This window comes from Mesorhizobium sp. M1252 (assembly GCF_040318265.1).
In the GTDB taxonomy this organism is placed as follows: Bacteria; Pseudomonadota; Alphaproteobacteria; order Rhizobiales; family Rhizobiaceae; genus Mesorhizobium.
Genome location: NZ_JAMYLX010000003.1, coordinates 24,868 through 44,897, shown reverse-complemented (window position 1 = coordinate 44,897; position 20,030 = coordinate 24,868). Strand labels below are relative to the sequence as shown.

Below are 20,030 nucleotides of genomic sequence, written 5' to 3'. Positions count from 1 at the left end.
ACCCATGGCCGCATCCCTGAGCGAACTGTCGACCTATCTCGGCGAAAAGCTGCCGGGCCGCGTCACCGATGCAGTGCTTGCCTATGGCGAACTGACGATCTCGGTTGCTACAGACAATCTGATCGAGGTGACAAGCTTCCTGCGTGACGATTCGGGTTGCCAGTTCATTTCGATCATCGATATCTGCGGCGCCGACTACCCGTCGCGCGTCAAGCGTTTCGATGTCGTCTATCATTTGCTTTCGCCGAAGCAGAATTTGCGCATCCGCATCAAGGTGCAGGCCGACGAAGAGACGCTGGTGCCGTCGCTCACCGCTGTCTATCCCGGCGCCGACTGGTATGAGCGCGAGGCCTACGATCTCTATGGCGTGCTGTTCTCCGGCCATCCGGACCTGCGCCGCATCCTCACGGACTACGGTTTCGAGGGCCATCCCCTGCGCAAGGACTTCCCGCTGACAGGTTTCGTCGAGGTGCGCTACGACGACGAAGCCAAGCGCGTGATCTACGAGCCGGTGGAATTGAAGCAGGAATTCAGGAACTTCGATTTTCTCTCGCCATGGGAAGGGACGGACTACGTCCTGCCGGGCGATGAGAAGGCGAAACAGTGAGTAGGAAGTAGTGAGTAGTCAGTAGCAAAAGATTTGGAGCAACGGATCGAATCTTATCGCGACTTGAAGGTGTGGCAATCGGCGATGACGCTTGCTGAGGATTGCTACCGTTTCACCAAAGAGTTTCCGAGGGATGAGATTTACGGCATGACCTCTCAGATGCGCCGATCGGCGGTTTCGGTCGCAGCGAACGTCGCGGAGGGATACGGTCGGGAGAACAGAGGGTCGTTCGTTCAATTTTTGCGCATGGCGCAAGGCTCGTTGAAGGAACTGGAGACACACATACTGCTGGCATGTCGGGTTGGCCTGCTGCGAAAAGACAATGAGATTGAGCTGCCGCTGCGATGCGAAGAGATTGGAAAAATGATGAGATCTCTTATCCGAACGGTGCAGGCCAAGCAGGCGGAATGAAGCAGGCATTGAGATTGATGATCACTACTCACTACTCACTACTGACTCTTCGCCAGAGGCGCCAGAATGGCTGAAACCTCCGTCCGCAACTTTAACATCAACTTCGGACCGCAGCACCCTGCGGCGCACGGTGTTTTGCGTCTTGTGCTGGAGCTTGACGGCGAGGTGGTCGACCGCGTCGATCCGCATATCGGCTTGCTGCATCGCGGCACCGAAAAGCTGATCGAGCACAAAACCTATCTGCAGGCAGTGCCCTATCTCGACCGGCTCGACTATTGCGCACCGATGAACCAGGAGCATGCCTTCGCGCTCGCCACCGAGCGGTTGCTCGGCATCGAAGTGCCGAAGCGCGGCCAGTTGATCCGCGTGCTCTATTCCGAGCTCAGCCGCATCATGTCGCACATCCTCAATGTGACGACGCAGGCGCTGGATATCGGCGCGCTGACGCCGCCGCTGTGGGGTTTCGTCGAACGCGAAAAGCTGATGGTGTTTTATGAGCGCGCTTCCGGTTCGCGCATGCATGCGGCCTATTTCCGTCCCGGCGGCGTGCACCAGGATCTGCCGGCGAAGCTGGTCGAGGACATCGGCAAGTGGATCGACCCGTTCCTGAAGTCGCTTGACGACCTCGACAGGCTGCTTACCGGCAACCGCATCTTCAAGCAACGCAATGTCGATATCGGTATCGTGTCGCTTGCCGACGCCTGGGCCTGGGGCTTTTCCGGCGTCATGGTGCGCGGCTCGGGTGCGGCCTGGGATTTGCGCAAGTCGCAGCCTTATGAATGCTATTCCGAGATGGATTTCGACATCCCGATCGGCAAGAACGGCGACTGCTACGACCGTTATCTCGTGCGCATGGAAGAGATGCGCCAGTCGGCGAAAATCATGCGCCAGTGCGTCGACCTTCTGCTCGGCAAGGAGAGCACCGGGCCGGTGTCGAACCTCGACGGCAAGGTGGTGCCGCCGAAGCGCCAGGCGATGAAGCGCTCGATGGAAGCGCTGATCCATCATTTCAAGCTCTACACCGAGGGCTATCGCGTGCCGGCCGGCGAGGTCTATGCTGCCGTCGAGGCGCCGAAGGGCGAGTTCGGTGTCTATCTCGTCTCCGACGGCACCAACAAGCCCTATCGCTGCAAGCTGCGCGCGCCCGGCTTCGCGCATCTGCAAGCCATGGATTTCCTCTGCCGCGGCCACATGCTGGCCGACGTCACTGCCGTCCTGGGTTCCCTCGATATCGTCTTCGGGGAGGTTGATCGGTGATGGCGGCAGCCAATCCTACAGTGCGCTCTCAGGTCGGTGTTCGAGGGAATGCCGACGCTGCCCTACCGCGGTGGCGCGAATTGGCAAAAGCCATGCTGCCGGTCGAGTTCGCAGAGGCTTCTTACAACTCGACTCAGCACTGTTCGATCTATGACTTCTTTTTTACCCTGCTACCCAAGACGCGCCTTGCCCACCGCGACAATGACGTCGACAAGCTGGGTAGAATGCACGGGTTCGCCCAATGGGCTGCCGTTCACCCGAACAAACAGATTTGGAATGCGGCTGGTGTCGCTTTTTACGAGCACTTGTTCGACGATGACATCGACGCTGATGCGGTCATGGCATGGATCTCGCCTCAAGTAAGGCAAACTGTTCTGGGGCTGTGGCAATACATGTTGCCCGCAGAGCGATTTGCGAGTGTTGCTCGATCTGCCGAACGCATTCCGTTTTCTCATCAGAAAGAATGTGAAACCGCAATAGCTCTCGTAGCAGAGCAGGGGCCCGATCGCTAAATGTCAGTCCGCCGTCTCGCAGAAGCAAGCGTCCAGCCAGCCTCCTTCGCCTTCAACCGGGCGAATGCGGCGGTTGCGAAGCAATGGATCAAGAAATATCCGAAGGGCCGCGAGCAGTCGGCGATCATTCCCTTGCTGATGATTGCGCAGGAGCAGGAAGGCTGGGTCACCAAGGCGGCGATCGAGACGATTTCGGACATGCTCGGCATGCCGCGCATTCGCGGCCTCGAAGTCGCGACCTTCTACACGCAGTACCAGCTCAATCCGGTCGGCACGCGCGCACATATCCAGGTCTGCGGCACCACGCCCTGCATGCTGCGCGGCTCGGAAGCGCTGATGGATGTGTGCCGCTCGAAAATCCATCACGACCAATTCCACACCAACGACAAGGGCACACTGTCGTGGGAGGAAGTCGAATGCCTCGGCGCCTGCGTCAACGCGCCGATGGTGATGGTCTTCAAGGATACGTTCGAGGATCTCACCCCCGAGCGGCTGGCCGAAATCATCGATCTTTACGATGCGGGCAAGGGCGCCTCGGTTCCCACGGGACCGCAAAACGGCAGAACCGGCTCGGAGCCGGCGCCTGGCCTGACGACGCTGAAGAGCGAAAAGGCGATCCTCAAAGCAACGCGCGACAAGGAAGCCAGGGCGGCGAGCAAGGCTGCCCACGCGGCGCCCGACGCAATCATTGCGGCGCCTGTTCCGGCTCCTGCCGCTCCTGCAGCGGCCGCCCCGGTCGCGCCATCCAACGCCGGCAAACCGAAAACCGATGCGCCGGAAACCAGCTCGGCGTTGAAGTCGCCCTCCAGGGCCAAGGTTGCACCGGCGGCGGAAAAAGCGGCGAGCGTCCCGGCGCCCCTGCATTCGGCCGCCAACGCCAACACCGCGGCGCCTGAAGTCGAGAAGGTCGCCAAGCAGCGTAATGGCCCGAAGACCACCTCCACGCCGGCAGCTGCCTTCATCGCTCCGGAATTCAAGGCGCCAGCGGCCAACGCCCCGGTAGCCCCGACCGTCAAGCCGCCGACAGCCAGACCCGCAAAGCCGTCGCTCGAGGACAAGAACCGTCCGGCCGGAATCGACAGGCCGGCTGCGGTCGACGATCTCAAGCTGATCTCGGGCATTGGCCCGAAGATCGAGGGCATCCTTCATTCGCTTGGCATCTTCACCTTCACACAGGTCGCATCCTGGAATAAGGCCGAGCGCGACTGGGTGGATGGATATCTCGCTTTCCAGGGCCGCATCGAGCGCGACGACTGGGGCAAGCAGGCCAAGGCGCTCGCCAAGGGCGGCCTCGCCGAATACATCCGCGTCTTCGGCAAGGAGCCACGTTGATGGCTGAAGCGCAAAGCACCGGATCTTTGCTGACGCTGCGCAGCATTGTCATCGGCGTTGTCTGCATCGCTGCTGCCAACATCCTTCTGGAGGGGCTTCGGCGCCTCGTCGAATTGCCGTTTTCGGATACCCTGGAATCGATGGCCGCGACCGGCATGGGCGTGCTGGTGTGGTTCTCGATCGTCTTGCGGGGAAAGAGGTAAGTCATGCTGGCTGACAAAGACCGCATCTTCAACAACATCTACGGCCTGTTCGACAAGTCGCTGGCCGGCGCCATGGCGCGCGGCGCCTGGGACAACACGCCCGGCATCATCGCCAAGGGGCGCGAGTGGATCGTCAACGAGATGAAGGCGTCAGGCCTGCGCGGCCGTGGCGGCGCCGGCTTCCCGACCGGGCTGAAATGGTCGTTCATGCCCAAGCAGAGCGATGGAAGGCCGAGTTATCTCGTTGTCAACGCCGACGAATCCGAGCCCGGCACGTGCAAGGACCGCGATATCCTGCGCAACGATCCGCACACGCTGGTCGAGGGCTCGTTCATCGCCGGCTTCGCCATGGGCGCGGTCGCCGCCTACATCTATGTGCGCGGCGAGTTCATCCGTGAGCGCGAGGCGCTGCAGCGCGCCATCGACGAGGCCTATGAGGCCAGGCTGATCGGCAAGAACAACACGTCCGGATACGATTTCGACATCTACATGCACCACGGCGCCGGCGCCTATATATGTGGCGAGGAAACAGCACTTCTGGAAAGCCTCGAAGGCAAGAAGGGCCAGCCCCGGCTGAAGCCGCCATTCCCGGCCAATGTCGGCTTGTACGGTTGTCCGACAACCGTGAACAATGTCGAGTCGATTGCGGTGGCGCCGACCATTTTGCGCCGTGGCGCCGCCTGGTTCTCGTCCTTTGGCCGGCCCAACAATGTCGGCACCAAGCTGTTTTGCATCTCGGGTCACGTCAACAATCCGTGCACCGTCGAAGAGGCGATGTCGATCCCGTTCCGCGAGCTGATCGAAACCCATTGCGGCGGCATTCGCGGCGGCTGGGACAATCTCCTGGCGGTCATTCCGGGCGGCGCATCGGTGCCGCTGGTGCCGGCCGAGCAGATCATCGATGCGCCGATGGATTTCGATGCTTTGCGCGACCTGAAATCCGGCCTCGGCACGGCGGCTGTCATCGTCATGGACAAATCGACCGATATCGTGAAGGCGATCGCCAGGCTTTCCTATTTCTACAAGCATGAGAGCTGCGGCCAGTGCACGCCATGCCGCGAAGGCACCGGCTGGATGTGGCGGGTGATGGAGCGGCTGGTGCGCGGCGAGGCGCAGAAGCGCGAGATCGACATGCTGCTCGACGTCACCAAACAGGTGGAGGGTCATACGATCTGCGCGCTGGGCGATGCCGCGGCATGGCCGATCCAGGGCCTGATGCGGCATTTCCGCGGCGAGGTGGAGCGGCGCATCGACGAGTTTTCGCGCAACGCGCACCGGGCCGAACCGGTGATGGTGGCTGCTGAGTAGATTGAAATCGGGCGCAAGCCCCGGACGGAAATATAGGGGCGGGGCTGACGAAGAAACGACCAGGAGATGTCTATGGCGCCCTATTCGAACCCTTTGATGCCCAATTTGGACCAGCTTGAGAAGATGAACCAGGATTTGACAAGGATGATGCAGAAGGAGATGGCCAGCGCCGTCAACCTTCTCGCGCATCCTGTCGCGGGTGCCGCCGCCATGTCGGCGCTGGGCTTTGGCCTTGCCAACCATGCCTTTGGCGTGTGGCTAGGCGCCTTGTCGGGTGCTGCCGAGGCATCGCAGCGGATTTTCCAGCCGATCATCGACGATTTCGAACAGCGCAGCAAAGGGTTCGCCGAGACCGCCCCCGCCACCAAGGCGCGCGCGGCGACCAGAACCCTGATCGCCGAGGCGCAGACTTTTGCCCAGGATGTGACCGATATTGCCGCTCTCACCGTCGATGCCGAGCCGGAGAAGACCGAGGCCGTCGCCGAAGGCGCGACGATCGGATTGATGCCGGAGGATTTCAGACAGCCCAAGGCCGTGGCTCGTCCGGCCAAGCCGTCGGATCTCAAGGCGATCACCGGCGTTGGACCGAAGCTGGAAAAAGTACTGAACGGCCTCGGCATCTGGACCTTTGCCCAGATCGCCGCCTGGGCGCCGGAAGAGATCGCCTGGGTCGAGGACTACCTGTCGCTCACGGGCCGTATCGGCCGCGACGAGTGGACCCGCCAGGCCGCGGCGCTGACGCTGGCCGCCAAGGCGAAGAAGTAGGGGTGGCAGGCATGGAGATCCACGACAGGAGCGATGTTCTCGATGTGCGCAATGCCGTCGTCAGCAACTCCAGATTTGACGATGTGAACCTGTCGAACACGCGGTTTCACAACGTCGACCTGTCGGCCGCCGCCGTGGTGGAGGACGCGAACCTCTCGAACGCGTTGTTCAGCAATGTGAATTTGAGCAATTTGAACATAGAAAACGCTGAAGTCGCCGGCATGATGATCAATGGCATCAGGCTGAGCGATTTGTTTCAGGCATATGAGACGGCGCAGACCGCCAGGGGCAATTGATGGCAAAGCTCAAGGTCGACGGGAAAGAGATCACTGTACCCGACCACTACACGCTGCTACAGGCGGCCGAGGACGCCGGCGCGGAAGTGCCGCGCTTCTGCTTCCATGAGCGGCTGTCGATCGCCGGCAATTGCCGCATGTGCCTGATCGAGGTGAAGGGCGGGCCGCCCAAACCGCAGGCCTCCTGCGCCATGAATGTGCGCGACCTGCGTCCGGGTCCGAATGGCGAGGCGCCTGAAATCTTCACCAACACGCCGATGGTCAAGAAGGCCCGCGAAGGCGTGATGGAATTCCTTTTGATCAACCATCCGCTGGATTGCCCGATCTGCGACCAGGGCGGCGAATGCGACCTGCAGGACCAGGCGATGGCCTTCGGCGTCGATTCCTCGCGCTATCACGAGAACAAGCGCGCGGTCGAAGACAAGTATATCGGCCCATTGGTCAAGACGGTTATGAACCGCTGCATCCACTGCACGCGCTGCGTTCGCTTCACCACGGAAGTTGCGGGCATTTCCGAGCTTGGCCTGATCGGCCGCGGCGAGGATGCCGAGATCACCACCTATCTCGAAAGCGCCATGACCTCGGAGCTGCAGGGCAATGTCATCGACCTCTGCCCGGTCGGCGCGCTGACCTCCAAGCCTTTCGCCTTTCAGGCACGGCCGTGGGAGCTGACCAAGACAGAATCCATCGACGTCATGGACGCTGTCGGCTCGGCAATCCGCGTCGACAGCCGCGGCCGCGAGGTGATGCGCATCCTGCCGCGCGTCAATGAGGCGGTCAACGAGGAGTGGATTTCCGACAAGACCCGCTTCATCTGGGACGGTTTGCGCACGCAGCGCCTCGACCGCCCCTATGTCCGCAAGGACGGAAAGCTGGCGCCGGCCAGCTGGGCCGAAGCGTTCGTTGCGATCAGGGATGCGGTGTCGAATGCGGCGCCCGAGAAAATCGGCGCGATTGCGGGCGATCTTGCCGCCGTCGAGGAAATCTACGCGCTGAAGCAGCTTATGGCTGCGTTGGGCTCGAAGAACACCGATTGCCGCCAGGACGGCGCCGCACTCGATCCGGCGCTCGGCCGCGCCAGCTACATCTTCAACCCGACCATCGAGGGCATCGAGCAGGCCGACGCGGTGCTGATCATCGGCGCCAATCCGCGCTTCGAGGCCTCGGTGCTCAATGCCCGCATCCGCAAGCGCTGGCGGATCGGCAATCTGCCGGTCGGCGTCATCGGCGAGGTCGGCGACACGCGTTACGACTACGAACAGCTCGGCGCCGGTCCGGAGTCCTTGAAAGATCTGGCCGACGGCAATGGCAAGTTCTTCCAGGTGCTGAAGAAGGCGACGCATCCTCTGATCATCGTCGGCCAGGGCGCGCTGTCGCGTGCCGACGGCGCGGCGGTGCTCGGCCAGGCGGCGAAACTCGCCACGGCCGTCAACGCTGCGCGCGCCGACTGGAACGGCTTTGCCGTGCTGCACACTGCGGCCGCGCGCGTCGGCGGTCTCGATGTCGGCTTCGTGCCTGGCAAGGGCGGCAAGAACGTTGCCGGCATGCTGGGGGAGAGCGAGGTTCTGTTCCTGCTCGGCGCCGACGAGGTCGACATGTCCAAGACCGGCGGCGCCTTCGTCGTCTATGTCGGCACGCATGGCGACGCCGGTGCGCACCGCGCCAATGTCATCCTGCCGGGAGCCGCCTACACCGAAAAGTCCGGCACCTATGTCAACACCGAGGGACGCGTGCAGCAGACCAACCGCGCGGGCTTCGCGCCGGGCGACGCGCGCGAAGACTGGGCGATCCTGAGGGCATTGTCCGATGTGCTGGGCAAGAAACTACCCTTCGATTCGCTGCAGCAGTTGCGCGCCAAACTTTATGGCGAATACCCGCATCTCGCCCGCATCGATCATGTCGAAGCCGGCAATGCCGATGACGTCGCCAAGGTGGCGAAGCTCGGCGGGCGGCTGAACAAGGGCACTTTCACCTCGCCGGTCACGGATTTCTATCTGACCAACCCGATCGCGCGGGCCTCCGCCGTCATGGCGGAATGCTCGGCGCTGGCGAAAAACGGCTTCAGGCAGGCGGCAGAGTAGACATGGACACCTTCTTCTCCTTCTACGTGCTGCCGACGCTGATCATCCTTTTAAAGTCGGTCGTGCTGATCGTCGTTTTGCTGATCGGGGTTGCCTACCTGCTTTACGCCGACCGCAAGATCTGGGCGGCGGTGCAATTGCGCCGCGGCCCGAACGTCGTCGGCCCGTGGGGCACGCTGCAGGCTTTCGCCGATCTGCTGAAATTCGTCTTCAAGGAACCGGTCATTCCGTCCGGCGCCAACAAGGGCGTGTTCCTGCTGGCGCCGCTGGTGTCGGCCGTGCTGGCAATCTCGGCCTGGGCGGTCATTCCCGTCAATGCGGGCTGGGGGATCGCCAACGTCAATGTCGGCATCCTCTACGTCTTCGCCATCTCCTCGCTCGAGGTCTATGGCGTGATCATGGGCGGCTGGGCGTCCAACTCGAAATACCCGTTCCTCGGCGCGCTGCGCTCGGCGGCGCAGATGGTGTCCTACGAAGTCTCGATCGGCTTCGTCATCGTCACCGTGCTGCTCTGCGTCGGCTCGCTCAACCTGTCGGACATCGTGCTGTCGCAGCAGGATGGGCTGGGCACCAAGCTTGGCCTGCCCAACAGCTTCCTCGACTGGCACTGGCTGGCGCTGTTCCCGATGTTCGTCATTTTCTTCATCTCGGCGCTGGCCGAGACCAACCGCCCGCCCTTCGACCTGGTGGAAGCCGAGTCGGAACTCGTCGCCGGCCATATGGTCGAATACTCCTCGACGCCGTTCCTGTTGTTCTTCCTCGGCGAATACGTCGCCGTGGTGATGATGTGCGCGCTGGCCACCATCCTGTTCCTCGGCGGCTGGCTGCCGCCCTTCGACTTCGCCCCCTTCACCTGGGTGCCCGGCGTGATCTGGTTCGTGCTCAAGATCTGCCTGATGTTCTTCATGTTCTCGATGGTGAAGGCCTTCGTGCCGCGCTACCGCTACGACCAGCTGATGCGGCTGGGCTGGAAAGTCTTTCTGCCGATCTCCCTGTTCATGGTCGTTGCCACCGCGGCCTTCCTCAAAATCACGGGGTTTGCGTGATGTCCGCTTTTGGCCAGGCCGCAAAATCGCTGCTGCTGCAGGATTTCGTCAGCGCCTTCTTCCTGTCGATGCGCCAGTTCTTCGCGCCGAAGGAAACGATCAACTATCCGCACGAGAAAGGGCCGACCAGCCCGCGCTTCCGTGGCGAGCACGCGCTGCGCCGCTATCCCAATGGCGAGGAACGCTGCATCGCCTGCAAATTGTGCGAAGCGATCTGTCCGGCGCAGGCGATCACCATCGAGGCCGGCCCGCGCCGCAATGACGGCACGCGCCGCACCGTGCGCTACGACATCGACATGGTGAAGTGCATCTATTGCGGCTTCTGCCAGGAAGCCTGCCCGGTCGACGCCATCGTCGAGGGGCCGAATTTCGAGTTCGCGACGGAGACGCGCGAAGAGCTTTACTACGACAAGGACAGGCTGCTGGCGAATGGCGACCGCTGGGAGCGCGAACTGGCGCGCAACATCTCGCTGGACTCGCCTTACCGCTGACATTTGACGCATGGACGGGGCGAGGGCCCTCGTCTAAGGACAACGCAACTTGCCGGCCGGAGGCGGTCGCAGAAATCAAACAGGACGGATGTCCTGTTTGGACAGGAACCCGGGGGATCCCCAATGCTGAGTGGACTAGAGGCGGCCTTTTTCTACCTCTTCGCCTTTGTCGCGGTGGCGTCGGCCTTCATGGTCATTTCGTCGCGCAACCCCGTGCATTCCGTGCTGTTCCTGATCCTGACCTTCTTTAACGCCGCCGGCCTGTTCATGCTGACCGGCGCCGAGTTCCTGGCGATGATCCTGCTCGTCGTCTATGTCGGCGCGGTCATGGTGCTGTTCCTGTTCGTCGTCATGATGCTCGATGTCGACTTCGCCGAGATGAAGGAAGGCGCCCTGCAATATGCGCCGATCGGCGCGCTGGTCGGGCTGATCCTGGCGGCCGAGCTGATCGTGGTGCTCGGCGGCTACACCTTCGCGCCGCAACTGGCCTCGACGGTCTCCAAACCCATCCCGGATCTTGCCGCGCGGACAAACACCGCAGCACTCGGCGACATCCTCTATACGGACTACCTCTACTACTTCCAGATTTCGGGCCTCATCCTGCTGGTCGCCATGATTGGCGCCATCGTGCTGACGCTGCGCCACAAGGAAGGGGTCAAGCGGCAGTCGATCGCCGCCCAGGTCGGCCGCACGCCGGCGACAGGCATGGAAATCCGCAAGGTCAAGTCGGGCGAGGGGCTCTGAGATGGTCGTCGGCATCGCACATTACCTGACCGTATCGGCGATCCTGTTCACGCTCGGCGTGTTCGGCATCTTCCTGAACCGCAGGAACATCATCGTCATCCTGATGTCGATCGAGCTGATCCTTTTGGCGGTCAACATCAATTTCGTCGCCTTCTCGGCGGCATTGGGCGATCTCGTCGGCCAGGTGTTTGCCCTGTTCGTGCTGACGGTCGCGGCCGCCGAAGCGGCCATCGGTCTTGCCATTCTCGTCGTCTTCTTCCGCAACCGCGGCTCGATCGCGGTCGAAGACGTGAACCAGATGAAGGGTTGACGGGGCTAACATGTATCAAGCGATCGTCTTCCTTCCGCTGCTCGGCTTCCTGATTGTCGGCCTGTTCGGCAATGCGCTCGGCGCCAAGGCATCGGAATATATCACCTCAGGCTTCCTGGTGATCTCGGCCGTGCTGTCCTGGGTCGCCTTCTTCTCCGTCGGCTTCGGCGAAGGCGAGGTGTTCACCGTGCCGGTACTGCGCTGGATCCAATCCGGCGGCTTGGACGCGTCCTGGGCGCTCAGGATCGATACGCTGACGGTGGTCATGCTGGTGGTGGTCAACACGGTGTCGGCGCTGGTCCACATCTATTCGATCGGCTACATGCACCACGATCCGAACCGGCCGCGCTTCTTCGCCTATCTGTCGTTGTTCACCTTCGCCATGCTGATGCTGGTGACGGCGGACAACCTCGTGCAGATGTTCTTCGGCTGGGAAGGGGTGGGTCTCGCCTCTTATTTGCTGATCGGCTTCTGGTACAAGAGGCCGTCGGCCAATGCTGCTGCCATCAAGGCCTTCGTCGTCAACCGCGTCGGCGATTTTGGCTTCGCGCTCGGCATTTTCGGCGTCTTCGTTTTGTTCGGCTCGGTCAATCTCGGCACCATCTTCGCCAATGCCGCGACGTTCATTCCGGCTGAAGGCGCCCCACAAGGCGCGGCCGTGCTGACCTTCCTCGGCTACGCGCTGGACAAGCAGGCAGCCATGACCATCGTCTGCCTGCTGCTGTTCATGGGCGCCATGGGCAAGTCGGCGCAGGTGCCGCTGCACACCTGGCTGCCGGACGCGATGGAGGGCCCGACCCCGGTTTCCGCGCTGATCCATGCCGCCACCATGGTCACGGCCGGCGTGTTCATGCTGGCGCGGCTGTCGCCGCTGTTCGAACTGTCGCATTCGGCGCTGACCGTGGTGACCTTCATCGGCGCCTTCACCGCCTTCTTCGCGGCGACCGTCGGCCTGGTCCAGAACGACATCAAGCGCGTCATCGCCTATTCGACCTGTTCGCAGCTCGGCTACATGTTCGTCGCGCTCGGCGTCGGCGCCTATGGCGCGGCGATCTTCCATCTGTTCACGCACGCCTTCTTCAAGGCGCTGCTGTTCCTGGGCTCCGGCTCGGTCATCCATGCCGTCTCCGACGAGCAGGACATGCGCAAGATGGGCGGCCTGCGGAAGCTCATTCCGAAGACCTACTGGATGATGGTGATCGGCACGCTGGCGCTGACCGGCGTCGGCATTCCGGTGACCGTCATCGGCACCGCCGGCTTCTTCTCCAAGGATGCCATCATCGAGGCTGCCTTTGCCGGCCACAATTCGGTCGCTGGCCTCGCTTTTGTCCTGCTGGTCATCGCCGCCTGCTTCACCTCCTTCTACTCCTGGCGGCTGATCTTCATGACCTTCCATGGCGAGCCGCGGGCGAGCCACGACGTCATGCACCATGTCCATGAATCGCCGCCGGTGATGCTGGTGCCGCTGTTCATCCTGGCCGCGGGCGCGCTGTTTGCCGGCGTTATCTTCCATGGTGCCTTCATCGGCGAAGGCTATACCGAATTCTGGAAGGCCTCGCTGTTCACGCTGCCGGACAACCACATCCTGCACGATATCCACGAATTGCCGCTGTGGGTCGAGCTGGCACCGTTCGTCGCCATGATCATCGGCTTTGCCGTCGCCTGGAAGTTCTACATCCGCTCGCCGGAACTGCCCCGGAGCGTCGCCGCCAACCATCGGCTGCTGTATGCCTTCCTGCTCAACAAATGGTACTTTGACGAGCTCTACGACGTCCTGTTCGTGCGGCCGGCAAAGGCGCTGGGCAGGTTCTTGTGGAAGACCGGCGACGGCACCATCATCGACGGGCTCGGCCCTGACGGCATTTCGGCGCGTGTCGTCGACGTCACCGACCGCGTCGTCAAGCTACAGACCGGCTATCTCTATCACTATGCCTTCGCCATGCTGATCGGCGTGGCCGCACTCGTCACCTGGATGATGCTCTGATGACCGCCTGGCCAATCCTCTCGCTGGTCACCTTCCTGCCGCTTGTAGGTGTGCTGCTGATCCTGTTCATCAGGGATGACAGCCCGAATGCGCGTCGCAACATCCGCGCCATCGCGTTCACGACGACGGCGGCCACCTTCATCATCTCGCTGTTCATCTGGGCCGGCTTCGACAATTCGCAGGCCGGCTTCCAGTTCGTCGAGAAGTTTGCCTGGCTGGATTCCGGCATCTCCTACCATATGGGCGTCGACGGCATTTCGATGCTGTTCGTCATCCTGACGACGTTCCTCATGCCGCTCTGCATCCTGGCGTCGTGGGAAGCGATCGACAAGCGCGTCAAGGCCTACATGATTGCCTTCCTGCTCTTGGAAACGCTGATGATCGGCGTGTTCTGCGCGCTCGACATCGTGCTGTTCTACGTCTTCTTCGAGGCCGGCCTGATCCCGATGTTCATCATCATCGGCGTCTGGGGCGGCAAGCGCCGCGTCTATGCCTCGTTCAAGTTCTTCCTCTACACGTTGGCCGGCTCGGTGCTGATGCTGCTCGCCATCATGGCGATGTTCTTCCAGGCGGGCACCACCGACATCCCGACGCTGCTGACCCACAACTTCCCGGCCCACATGCAGACTTGGCTATTTCTGGCCTTCTTCGCCTCCTTCGCGGTGAAGATGCCGATGTGGCCGGTGCACACCTGGCTGCCCGATGCGCATGTCGAAGCGCCGACGGCGGGCTCGGTGATCCTGGCGGGCATACTGTTGAAAATGGGCGGGTACGGCTTCCTGCGCTTCTCCCTGCCGATGTTCCCGCTGGCGTCGGAAATGTTCGCGCCGCTGGTGTTCACGCTGTCGGTCGTCGCCATCATCTACACCTCGCTGGTGGCGCTGATGCAGGAGGACATGAAGAAGCTGATCGCCTATTCCTCCGTCGCCCATATGGGCTTCGTCACCATGGGCATCTTCGCCATGAACCAGGAAGGCGTGCAGGGCGCGATCTTCCAGATGCTGAGCCACGGCCTCGTCTCGGGCGCGCTGTTCCTGTGCGTCGGCGTCATTTACGACCGCATGCACACGCGCGAGATCGACGCCTATGGCGGCTTGGTCAACAACATGCCGAAATACGCCACGGTGTTCCTGATCTTCACCATGGCCAATGTCGGCTTGCCGGGCACGTCAGGTTTCGTTGGCGAGTTCCTGACCATGCTCGGCGTGTTCCGGGTCAACACCTGGGTGGCGTTCTTCGCCGCCACCGGCGTCATCCTGTCGGCCGCCTACGCACTCTGGCTCTACCGCCGGGTGATCTTCGGCGCGCTGACCAAGGAAAGCCTGAAGGGCCTGCTCGATCTGTCGACGCGCGAGAAGGCGATCATCTACCCGCTGGTCGTGCTGGTCATCTTCTTCGGCGTCTATCCCGCTCCCGTCTTCGATGCCACGGCCCAGTCGGTCAAGGCGCTCGTCACCAATGTCACCGCATCCATCGGCGCCGCGCAGACCGCGGCGGCGAACTGACCAGAGGTTTTGCGAACCATGACGCCGGACCTTTACTCCAGCCTTTCGCTCTCGACGCCGGAGCTGATCCTCGCCATCGGCGCGCTGGCGCTGTTGATGGTCGGCGCCTATTCGCGCGCCAACACTGCCATTCTGGTGACCGGCCTTGCCGTCGCCGTGCTGGTGATCGCAGGCCTATGGCTGATCTTTCCCACGGGGCAGGGGAGCGCCTACGGCAATGCCTTCATCCAGGATCCGTTCTCCCGCTTCATGAAGGTGCTGTCGCTGATCGGTTCGGCGGTGACGCTGGTGATGTCGATGCGCTTCGCCAGGCAGGAGCATTTCGACAAGTTCGAATACCCGGTGCTGATCCTGCTCTGCACGCTTGGTATGATGCTGATGATCTCGGCCAACGGCATGATCGGGCTCTATCTCGGCCTCGAGCTGCAGTCGCTGGCGATTTACGTGCTGGCGGCGATCAATCGCGACAATCTGCGTTCGACCGAGGCCGGTTTGAAGTATTTTGTGCTCGGCGCGCTATCGTCGGGCATGCTGCTTTACGGAATCAGCCTCATTTACGGCTACACCGGCAATGTAGGCTTCCAGGAAATTTCCTCCGCGCTTGGCAGCGGCGAGCGCCAGTTGGGTCTCGTCGTCGGCCTGGTCTTCGTTTTGGCCGGCCTTGCCTTCAAGATTTCGGCGGTGCCGTTCCACATGTGGACGCCCGATGTTTACGAGGGCGCGCCGACGCCGGTCACCGCCTTCCTGGCGGCCGCTCCCAAAATGGCGGCAATGGCGCTGATCGTGCGCGTCACCATGGGCGCCTTCAAGCCGATCGCTTCCGACTGGCAGCAGATCATCGTCTTCATCTCGATCGCCTCGATGGCGCTCGGCTCCTTTGCCGCGATCGGCCAGACCAACATCAAGCGGCTGATGGCGTACTCCTCGATCGGCCATATGGGGTATGCGCTGGTCGGCCTTGCCGCCAACAGCCAGGCCGGCGTGCGCGGCGTCGCCATCTACATGCTGATCTATCTCGTCATGACGCTCGGCACCTTCGCCTTCATCCTCGCCATGCGGCGCAAGGAAGGCAATGTCGAGCAGATCAGCGATCTCGCCGGTCTGTCGTCGACCAATCCGATCATGGCGACGATCCTGACCATCCTGATGTTCTCGCTGGCCGGCATCCCGCCGCTCGCCGGCTTCTGGGGGAAATGGTACGTGTTCCTCGCCGCCATCAACGCCAACCTCTATGCGCTGGCGATCATCGGCGTGCTGGCCTCCGTCGTGGGCGCTTTCTACTATCTGCGTATCATCAAGATCATGTGGTTCGACGAACCGGCCGGTGGCTTCGTGCCGATGGCGGTTGAGCTGCGCCTCGTGCTTGGTGTCTCCGGCGCTTTCGTGCTGTTCTATGTGCTGATCGGCGGTCCGATCGCGACCTACGCCGAAGCCGCCGCCAAGACATTTTTCTGACCGGATGGCATTTCGGCTGGCTCCGACCTCTGAGACGGAAGGGTTCCGGCTCGAGGCGCATGACAGTGTGGGTTCCACCAACACGCTGGCGCTGGACCATGCAAGGGCAGGCGATCCCGGCAAATTGTGGGTCGTTTCCAAGAAGCAGGAAAGCGGCCGTGGCCGCCGCGGCAGGGCCTGGGTATCGCCCGAGGGCAATCTGGCGGCGACATTGCTGGTCATCACCGGCGGTGAGTTGCGTCTGGCGGCGACGCTGGGCTTCGTCGCCGGCCTGTCGCTGGCCGATGCGCTCGACGCCGTGGTGCCGAAGGGCAGGATCGCTATCGGCCTCGACGGCGCCAGCCAGGGGCAGAACCGCTTCGAGCTGAAATGGCCGAACGATGTGCTGGCCTCCGGCGCCAAGCTGGCCGGCATCCTGCTGGAATCGGCCATTCTCGATGGCGGCCGTTTCGCGGTGGCGGTGGGCATCGGCGTCAATGTGGTGGCGCATCCGCCGGATTTGCCGTATCCGGCGACATCGCTTCAGGCACTGGGCGCGACATGCGACGCCGAAACGCTGTTCTTGGCGCTGTCCGATGCCTGGACCGACAATGCCCGGCTGTGGGACGACGGACGCGGGCTCGACGCCATCCGGCGTCGCTGGCTGGCGCGCGCGGCGGGGCTTGGCGGCGAGGTTGCTGTCAGGATTGACGGGAATGTGGTGCGCGGTACCTTCGAGACCATTGACGCGGACTGCCGTTTCGTGATCCGCGATGATGAGGGGTCGGTCGTGACGGTAGCCGCCGGCGACGTGCATTTCGGCGCCGTCGCGTCGGCAAAGATTTAGGGCTGGCCGCAAGGGCCGGGAAGGGAAATTTGATGGCGAAAGCGCAAAACGCCGAACTCGTCTTCGTGCCGCTCGGCGGCGTCGGCGAGATCGGCATGAACTTCGCCCTTTACGGCTATGGGCCGCCTAGCGCGCGCGAGTGGATCGTCGTCGATGTCGGCGTGACCTTTCCCGACGCAGCGCACCCGGGCGTCGACCTGATCCTGCCCGATACCCGCTTCATCGAGGAGAACCTCGCCGGCCTGCGCGGCATCATCATCACCCATGCGCATGAAGACCATTACGGGGCGCTGCTCGACATCTGGCCAAAGCTGAAGGCGCCGGTGTGGATGACACCGTTCAGCGCCGGACTGCTGGACGCCAAGCGCCAGGGCGAGCAGGGCGCGCCGAAGAAAATTCCGGTGACGATCTACCGGGCAGGCGAAACATTCACTGTCGGCCCGTTCTCGATCGAGGCCATTCCGGTGGCGCACTCGATCCCCGAGCCGATGTCGCTGGCGATCACCTCGCCGGCCGGCACCGTCATCCATACCGGCGACTGGAAGATCGATCCGGAACCGACGATCGGTCCGAAAACCGACGAGGCGCGGTTTCGCGCCTATGGCGACAAGGGTGTGCTGGCGCTGATCTGCGATTCCACCAATGCGCTGCGCGAAGGCGAATCGCCGTCGGAAGTGGCGGTGGGCGAAGGCCTCAGGGGCGTCATCCAGAGCGCTGTCGGCCGTGTCGCCGTCACCACCTTCTCCTCCAATGTCGGACGCATCGTCTCCATCGCCAAGGCGGCGCGCGATGCCGGCCGCCAGTGCCTGGTGCTCGGCCGCTCGCTGAAGCGGGTCATCGATGTCGCCGGCGAACTCGGCTACATGGACGGGCTGCCGGAGTTCATCGCCGAGGAGGATTTCGGCTTCATCCCGCGCGAGAACCTGGTCATCATCTGCACCGGCAGCCAGGGCGAGGCGCTGGCAGCGCTGGCAAAACTGTCGCGCGACGAGATGAAATCGGTGTCGCTGACGGCCGGCGACACGGTGGTGTTTTCCTCACGCACCATTCCCGGCAACGAGAAGGCGATCCTCGAGATCAAGAACCGCCTCATCGACCTCGGCATCAAGATCATCGAGGATGGCGACGCGCTTGTGCATGTCTCCGGCCATCCCCGCCGCAGCGAATTGCGCAGGATGTATGAATGGGTGCGGCCGCAGATCGGCGTTCCCGTGCACGGCGAAGCCGCGCATCTGGTGGCGCAAGGGTCGCTGATGTCGACGTCGGGCATCGGCCAGGTGGCGCAAGTGCGCGACGGCGACATGCTGCGGCTGGCGCCGGGTCCGGCCACGATCATCGACCAGGTGCCGTTCGGCCGCATCTACAAGGACGGCAGGCTGATCGGCACCGACCAGGCGATGGGCATACGCGACCGGCGGAAGCTATCCTTTGCCGGCCATGTCGCGGTCAATGTCGTGCTCGACGACAAATATGAGCTCGCCGGCGATCCCGATCTGGTCGCCATCGGCGTCGCCGAGGCCGATGCCCGTGGCGAAAACATGGAAGATCTGATGCTCGACGCGGCCGTCGGCGCGGTTGACTCGATCCCTCGCCAGCGCCGCAAGGACCTCGATCTGGTGCAGGAAGCGGTGCGCCGCGCCGTGCGCGGCGCCGCCAACGAAGCCTGGGGCAAGAAGCCGCTGGTGACGGTGTTTGTGACGAGGTGAGGGAATAGGCAGTAGGCGGTAGGCAGTGGAGAAAAATGCGGATGTATCACTACTGCCTGCTGCCTATTCCCTACTCCCTTAACTTGTGGAGCACTTCATGCTGGGACGCCTGAACCATGTAGCACTTGCCGTACCGGACCTGGCCGCGGCGATTGCGGCCTATCGCGATACACTTGGCGCGCGGGTGACTGCGCCGCAGGCTTTGCCCGAGCATGGCGTGACGGTGGTGTTCGTCGATGTCGGCAACACCAAGATCGAACTCCTGGAGCCGCTGGGCGAACGGTCGCCGATCGCGGCCTTTCTGGCGAAGAACCCCTCGGGTGGCATGCATCATGTCTGCTACGAGGTCGACGACATCCTTGTCGCGCGCGATCACCTCAAAGCGAGCGGCGCCCGCGTGCTGGGCGACGGCAATCCCAAAACCGGCGCCCACGGCAAGCCGGTGCTGTTCCTGCATCCCAAGGATTTCTTCGGCACGCTGGTCGAACTGGAGCAGGCATGAGCTGGATTTCGTTTGCCGCGCTGTTCTTCATCACCTGGTGGCTGATGCTGTTCATCGTGCTGCCGTTCAGCGTCAAGACGCAGGATGACGACCATGACGTGACGCTGGGCACGGTTGCGAGCGCGCCGCGCGGACCGCATATGCTGCGCGCCGTGATCCGCACCACTATCGTCACGGCTGTCGTCATGGGGGTTTTCTACAGCCTGACGCACGGGCTGGGCTACAGCCTCGACGAAGTCCCGCACATCATCCCCGAAGCCAGCCAGGCACCCGGCTAACTAACCACTTTCCCGCCGGCAGATCGGCTGGGATGTTTGTGTTTGTTTCGGAGCGCCAAACTCAGATTTTGTCTCGCCAGCCTGCGATGCGCAATAGGCGGCCAGGCATGGCCCACCCGCATTAGAATCACGCCTTGGTGTCAGGCTGACGCAAGCTCACGTGATTTGGGAACAGGTTGATCTAACCAGATGATCGGGCAAAAAAAATGCAAGGCACAAGGCCTTGCAATTTAAACGCGTTCCGATCTGTTTTCCGGTTTCCGGCGGCAGCGGGTAACCGCGCCTAGATCGCATCCTCCCAAGACTTTGACCGCGTAGGAGAGCAGATTTTTCTCCACCCTCTCGGTTATCGGGGCACACTAGCCTAACCCTGATGAAATTGTCACGCAGAATTTTGCCCGCAATCGGGCA

21 protein-coding genes are annotated in these 20,030 nt (G+C 62.4%); all 21 read left to right on the top strand.

Features of this window, described 5'->3' with window-relative positions:
• The first annotated feature begins 4 nt into the window (after window positions 1–4).
• The 21 genes from NKH22_RS06710 to NKH22_RS06610 all read left to right on the top strand — a co-directional run bounded on the left by NKH22_RS06710 (window position 5) and on the right by NKH22_RS06610 (window position 19,619).
• Window positions 5–607 (top strand): NADH-quinone oxidoreductase subunit C, encoded by a 603-nt coding sequence (locus tag NKH22_RS06710; RefSeq protein WP_023670823.1) that lies wholly within the window; start codon window positions 5–7, stop codon window positions 605–607.
• Window positions 608–640: 33 nt separating this feature from the next.
• On the top strand, window positions 641–1,018 hold the full coding sequence (locus tag NKH22_RS06705) for a four helix bundle protein (protein ID WP_031196361.1): 378 nt from the start codon (window positions 641–643) through the stop codon (window positions 1,016–1,018).
• A 66-nt stretch (window positions 1,019–1,084) separates the two neighbouring features.
• Window positions 1,085–2,275, top strand: a complete 1,191-nt coding sequence (locus tag NKH22_RS06700; protein WP_023685196.1) for an NADH-quinone oxidoreductase subunit D — start codon at window positions 1,085–1,087, stop codon at window positions 2,273–2,275.
• Window positions 2,275–2,787: a DUF7674 family protein gene (locus NKH22_RS06695; RefSeq protein WP_023700376.1), complete on the top strand. Its 513-nt coding sequence runs from the start codon at window positions 2,275–2,277 to the stop codon at window positions 2,785–2,787. The genes NKH22_RS06700 and NKH22_RS06695 overlap by 1 nt, the downstream gene beginning before the upstream one ends.
• Window positions 2,788–4,119 carry an NADH-quinone oxidoreductase subunit E gene (locus NKH22_RS06690; protein ID WP_352909230.1) on the top strand — a complete coding sequence of 444 codons (1,332 nt, stop codon included), beginning with the start codon at window positions 2,788–2,790 and terminating at the stop codon, window positions 4,117–4,119.
• Window positions 4,119–4,322: a hypothetical protein gene (locus NKH22_RS06685; protein ID WP_023690953.1), complete on the top strand. Its 204-nt coding sequence runs from the start codon at window positions 4,119–4,121 to the stop codon at window positions 4,320–4,322. The genes NKH22_RS06690 and NKH22_RS06685 overlap by 1 nt, the downstream gene beginning before the upstream one ends.
• Before the next feature lie 3 nt (window positions 4,323–4,325).
• The gene (nuoF, locus tag NKH22_RS06680) at window positions 4,326–5,630 is read left to right on the top strand and encodes an NADH-quinone oxidoreductase subunit NuoF (RefSeq protein WP_023670819.1); all 1,305 of its coding nucleotides are present in this window, start codon (window positions 4,326–4,328) and stop codon (window positions 5,628–5,630) included.
• Window positions 5,631–5,702: 72 nt separating this feature from the next.
• Window positions 5,703–6,395 carry a helix-hairpin-helix domain-containing protein gene (locus tag NKH22_RS06675; RefSeq protein ID WP_352909228.1) on the top strand — a complete coding sequence of 231 codons (693 nt, stop codon included), beginning with the start codon at window positions 5,703–5,705 and terminating at the stop codon, window positions 6,393–6,395.
• An 11-nt stretch (window positions 6,396–6,406) separates the two neighbouring features.
• Window positions 6,407–6,691, top strand: a complete 285-nt coding sequence (locus tag NKH22_RS06670) for a pentapeptide repeat-containing protein (RefSeq protein WP_352909407.1) — start codon at window positions 6,407–6,409, stop codon at window positions 6,689–6,691.
• A complete protein-coding gene (nuoG, locus tag NKH22_RS06665) occupies window positions 6,691–8,772 on the top strand; it encodes an NADH-quinone oxidoreductase subunit NuoG (protein WP_023805495.1) in 2,082 nt (693 codons plus the stop codon). The genes NKH22_RS06670 and nuoG overlap by 1 nt, the downstream gene beginning before the upstream one ends.
• Before the next feature lie 2 nt (window positions 8,773–8,774).
• Complete coding sequence (gene nuoH / locus NKH22_RS06660) at window positions 8,775–9,818, top strand: NADH-quinone oxidoreductase subunit NuoH (protein ID WP_023685202.1); 1,044 nt, start codon at window positions 8,775–8,777, stop codon at window positions 9,816–9,818.
• Window positions 9,818–10,309, top strand: a complete 492-nt coding sequence (gene nuoI / locus NKH22_RS06655) for an NADH-quinone oxidoreductase subunit NuoI (protein ID WP_023685203.1) — start codon at window positions 9,818–9,820, stop codon at window positions 10,307–10,309. Before nuoH ends, nuoI begins: the two co-directional genes overlap by 1 nt.
• Window positions 10,310–10,432: 123 nt before the next feature.
• Complete coding sequence (locus tag NKH22_RS06650; RefSeq protein ID WP_023690957.1) at window positions 10,433–11,053, top strand: NADH-quinone oxidoreductase subunit J; 621 nt, start codon at window positions 10,433–10,435, stop codon at window positions 11,051–11,053.
• A 1-nt stretch (window position 11,054) separates the two neighbouring features.
• Entirely contained in the window at window positions 11,055–11,363 is a 309-nt protein-coding gene (gene nuoK, locus NKH22_RS06645) for an NADH-quinone oxidoreductase subunit NuoK (protein WP_023670810.1), read from the top strand.
• 10 nt (window positions 11,364–11,373) lie between these two features.
• Window positions 11,374–13,347, top strand: a complete 1,974-nt coding sequence (gene nuoL, locus NKH22_RS06640) for an NADH-quinone oxidoreductase subunit L (protein ID WP_352762419.1) — start codon at window positions 11,374–11,376, stop codon at window positions 13,345–13,347.
• Window positions 13,347–14,852 (top strand): NADH-quinone oxidoreductase subunit M, encoded by a 1,506-nt coding sequence (locus NKH22_RS06635; protein WP_352909226.1) that lies wholly within the window; start codon window positions 13,347–13,349, stop codon window positions 14,850–14,852. Before nuoL ends, NKH22_RS06635 begins: the two co-directional genes overlap by 1 nt.
• Before the next feature lie 18 nt (window positions 14,853–14,870).
• Window positions 14,871–16,307, top strand: a complete 1,437-nt coding sequence (nuoN, locus tag NKH22_RS06630; protein ID WP_023830508.1) for an NADH-quinone oxidoreductase subunit NuoN — start codon at window positions 14,871–14,873, stop codon at window positions 16,305–16,307.
• Window positions 16,308–16,311: 4 nt separating this feature from the next.
• Window positions 16,312–17,133, top strand: a complete 822-nt coding sequence (locus NKH22_RS06625) for a biotin--[acetyl-CoA-carboxylase] ligase (RefSeq protein ID WP_023670806.1) — start codon at window positions 16,312–16,314, stop codon at window positions 17,131–17,133.
• Window positions 17,134–17,165: 32 nt separating this feature from the next.
• Window positions 17,166–18,839 carry a ribonuclease J gene (locus NKH22_RS06620; protein WP_023739141.1) on the top strand — a complete coding sequence of 558 codons (1,674 nt, stop codon included), beginning with the start codon at window positions 17,166–17,168 and terminating at the stop codon, window positions 18,837–18,839.
• 97 nt (window positions 18,840–18,936) lie between these two features.
• Window positions 18,937–19,341, top strand: a complete 405-nt coding sequence (gene mce, locus NKH22_RS06615; RefSeq protein ID WP_023739140.1) for a methylmalonyl-CoA epimerase — start codon at window positions 18,937–18,939, stop codon at window positions 19,339–19,341.
• Entirely contained in the window at window positions 19,338–19,619 is a 282-nt protein-coding gene (locus NKH22_RS06610) for a DUF1467 family protein (protein WP_023739139.1), read from the top strand. Before mce ends, NKH22_RS06610 begins: the two co-directional genes overlap by 4 nt.
• Window positions 19,620–20,030: the final 411 nt, after the last annotated feature.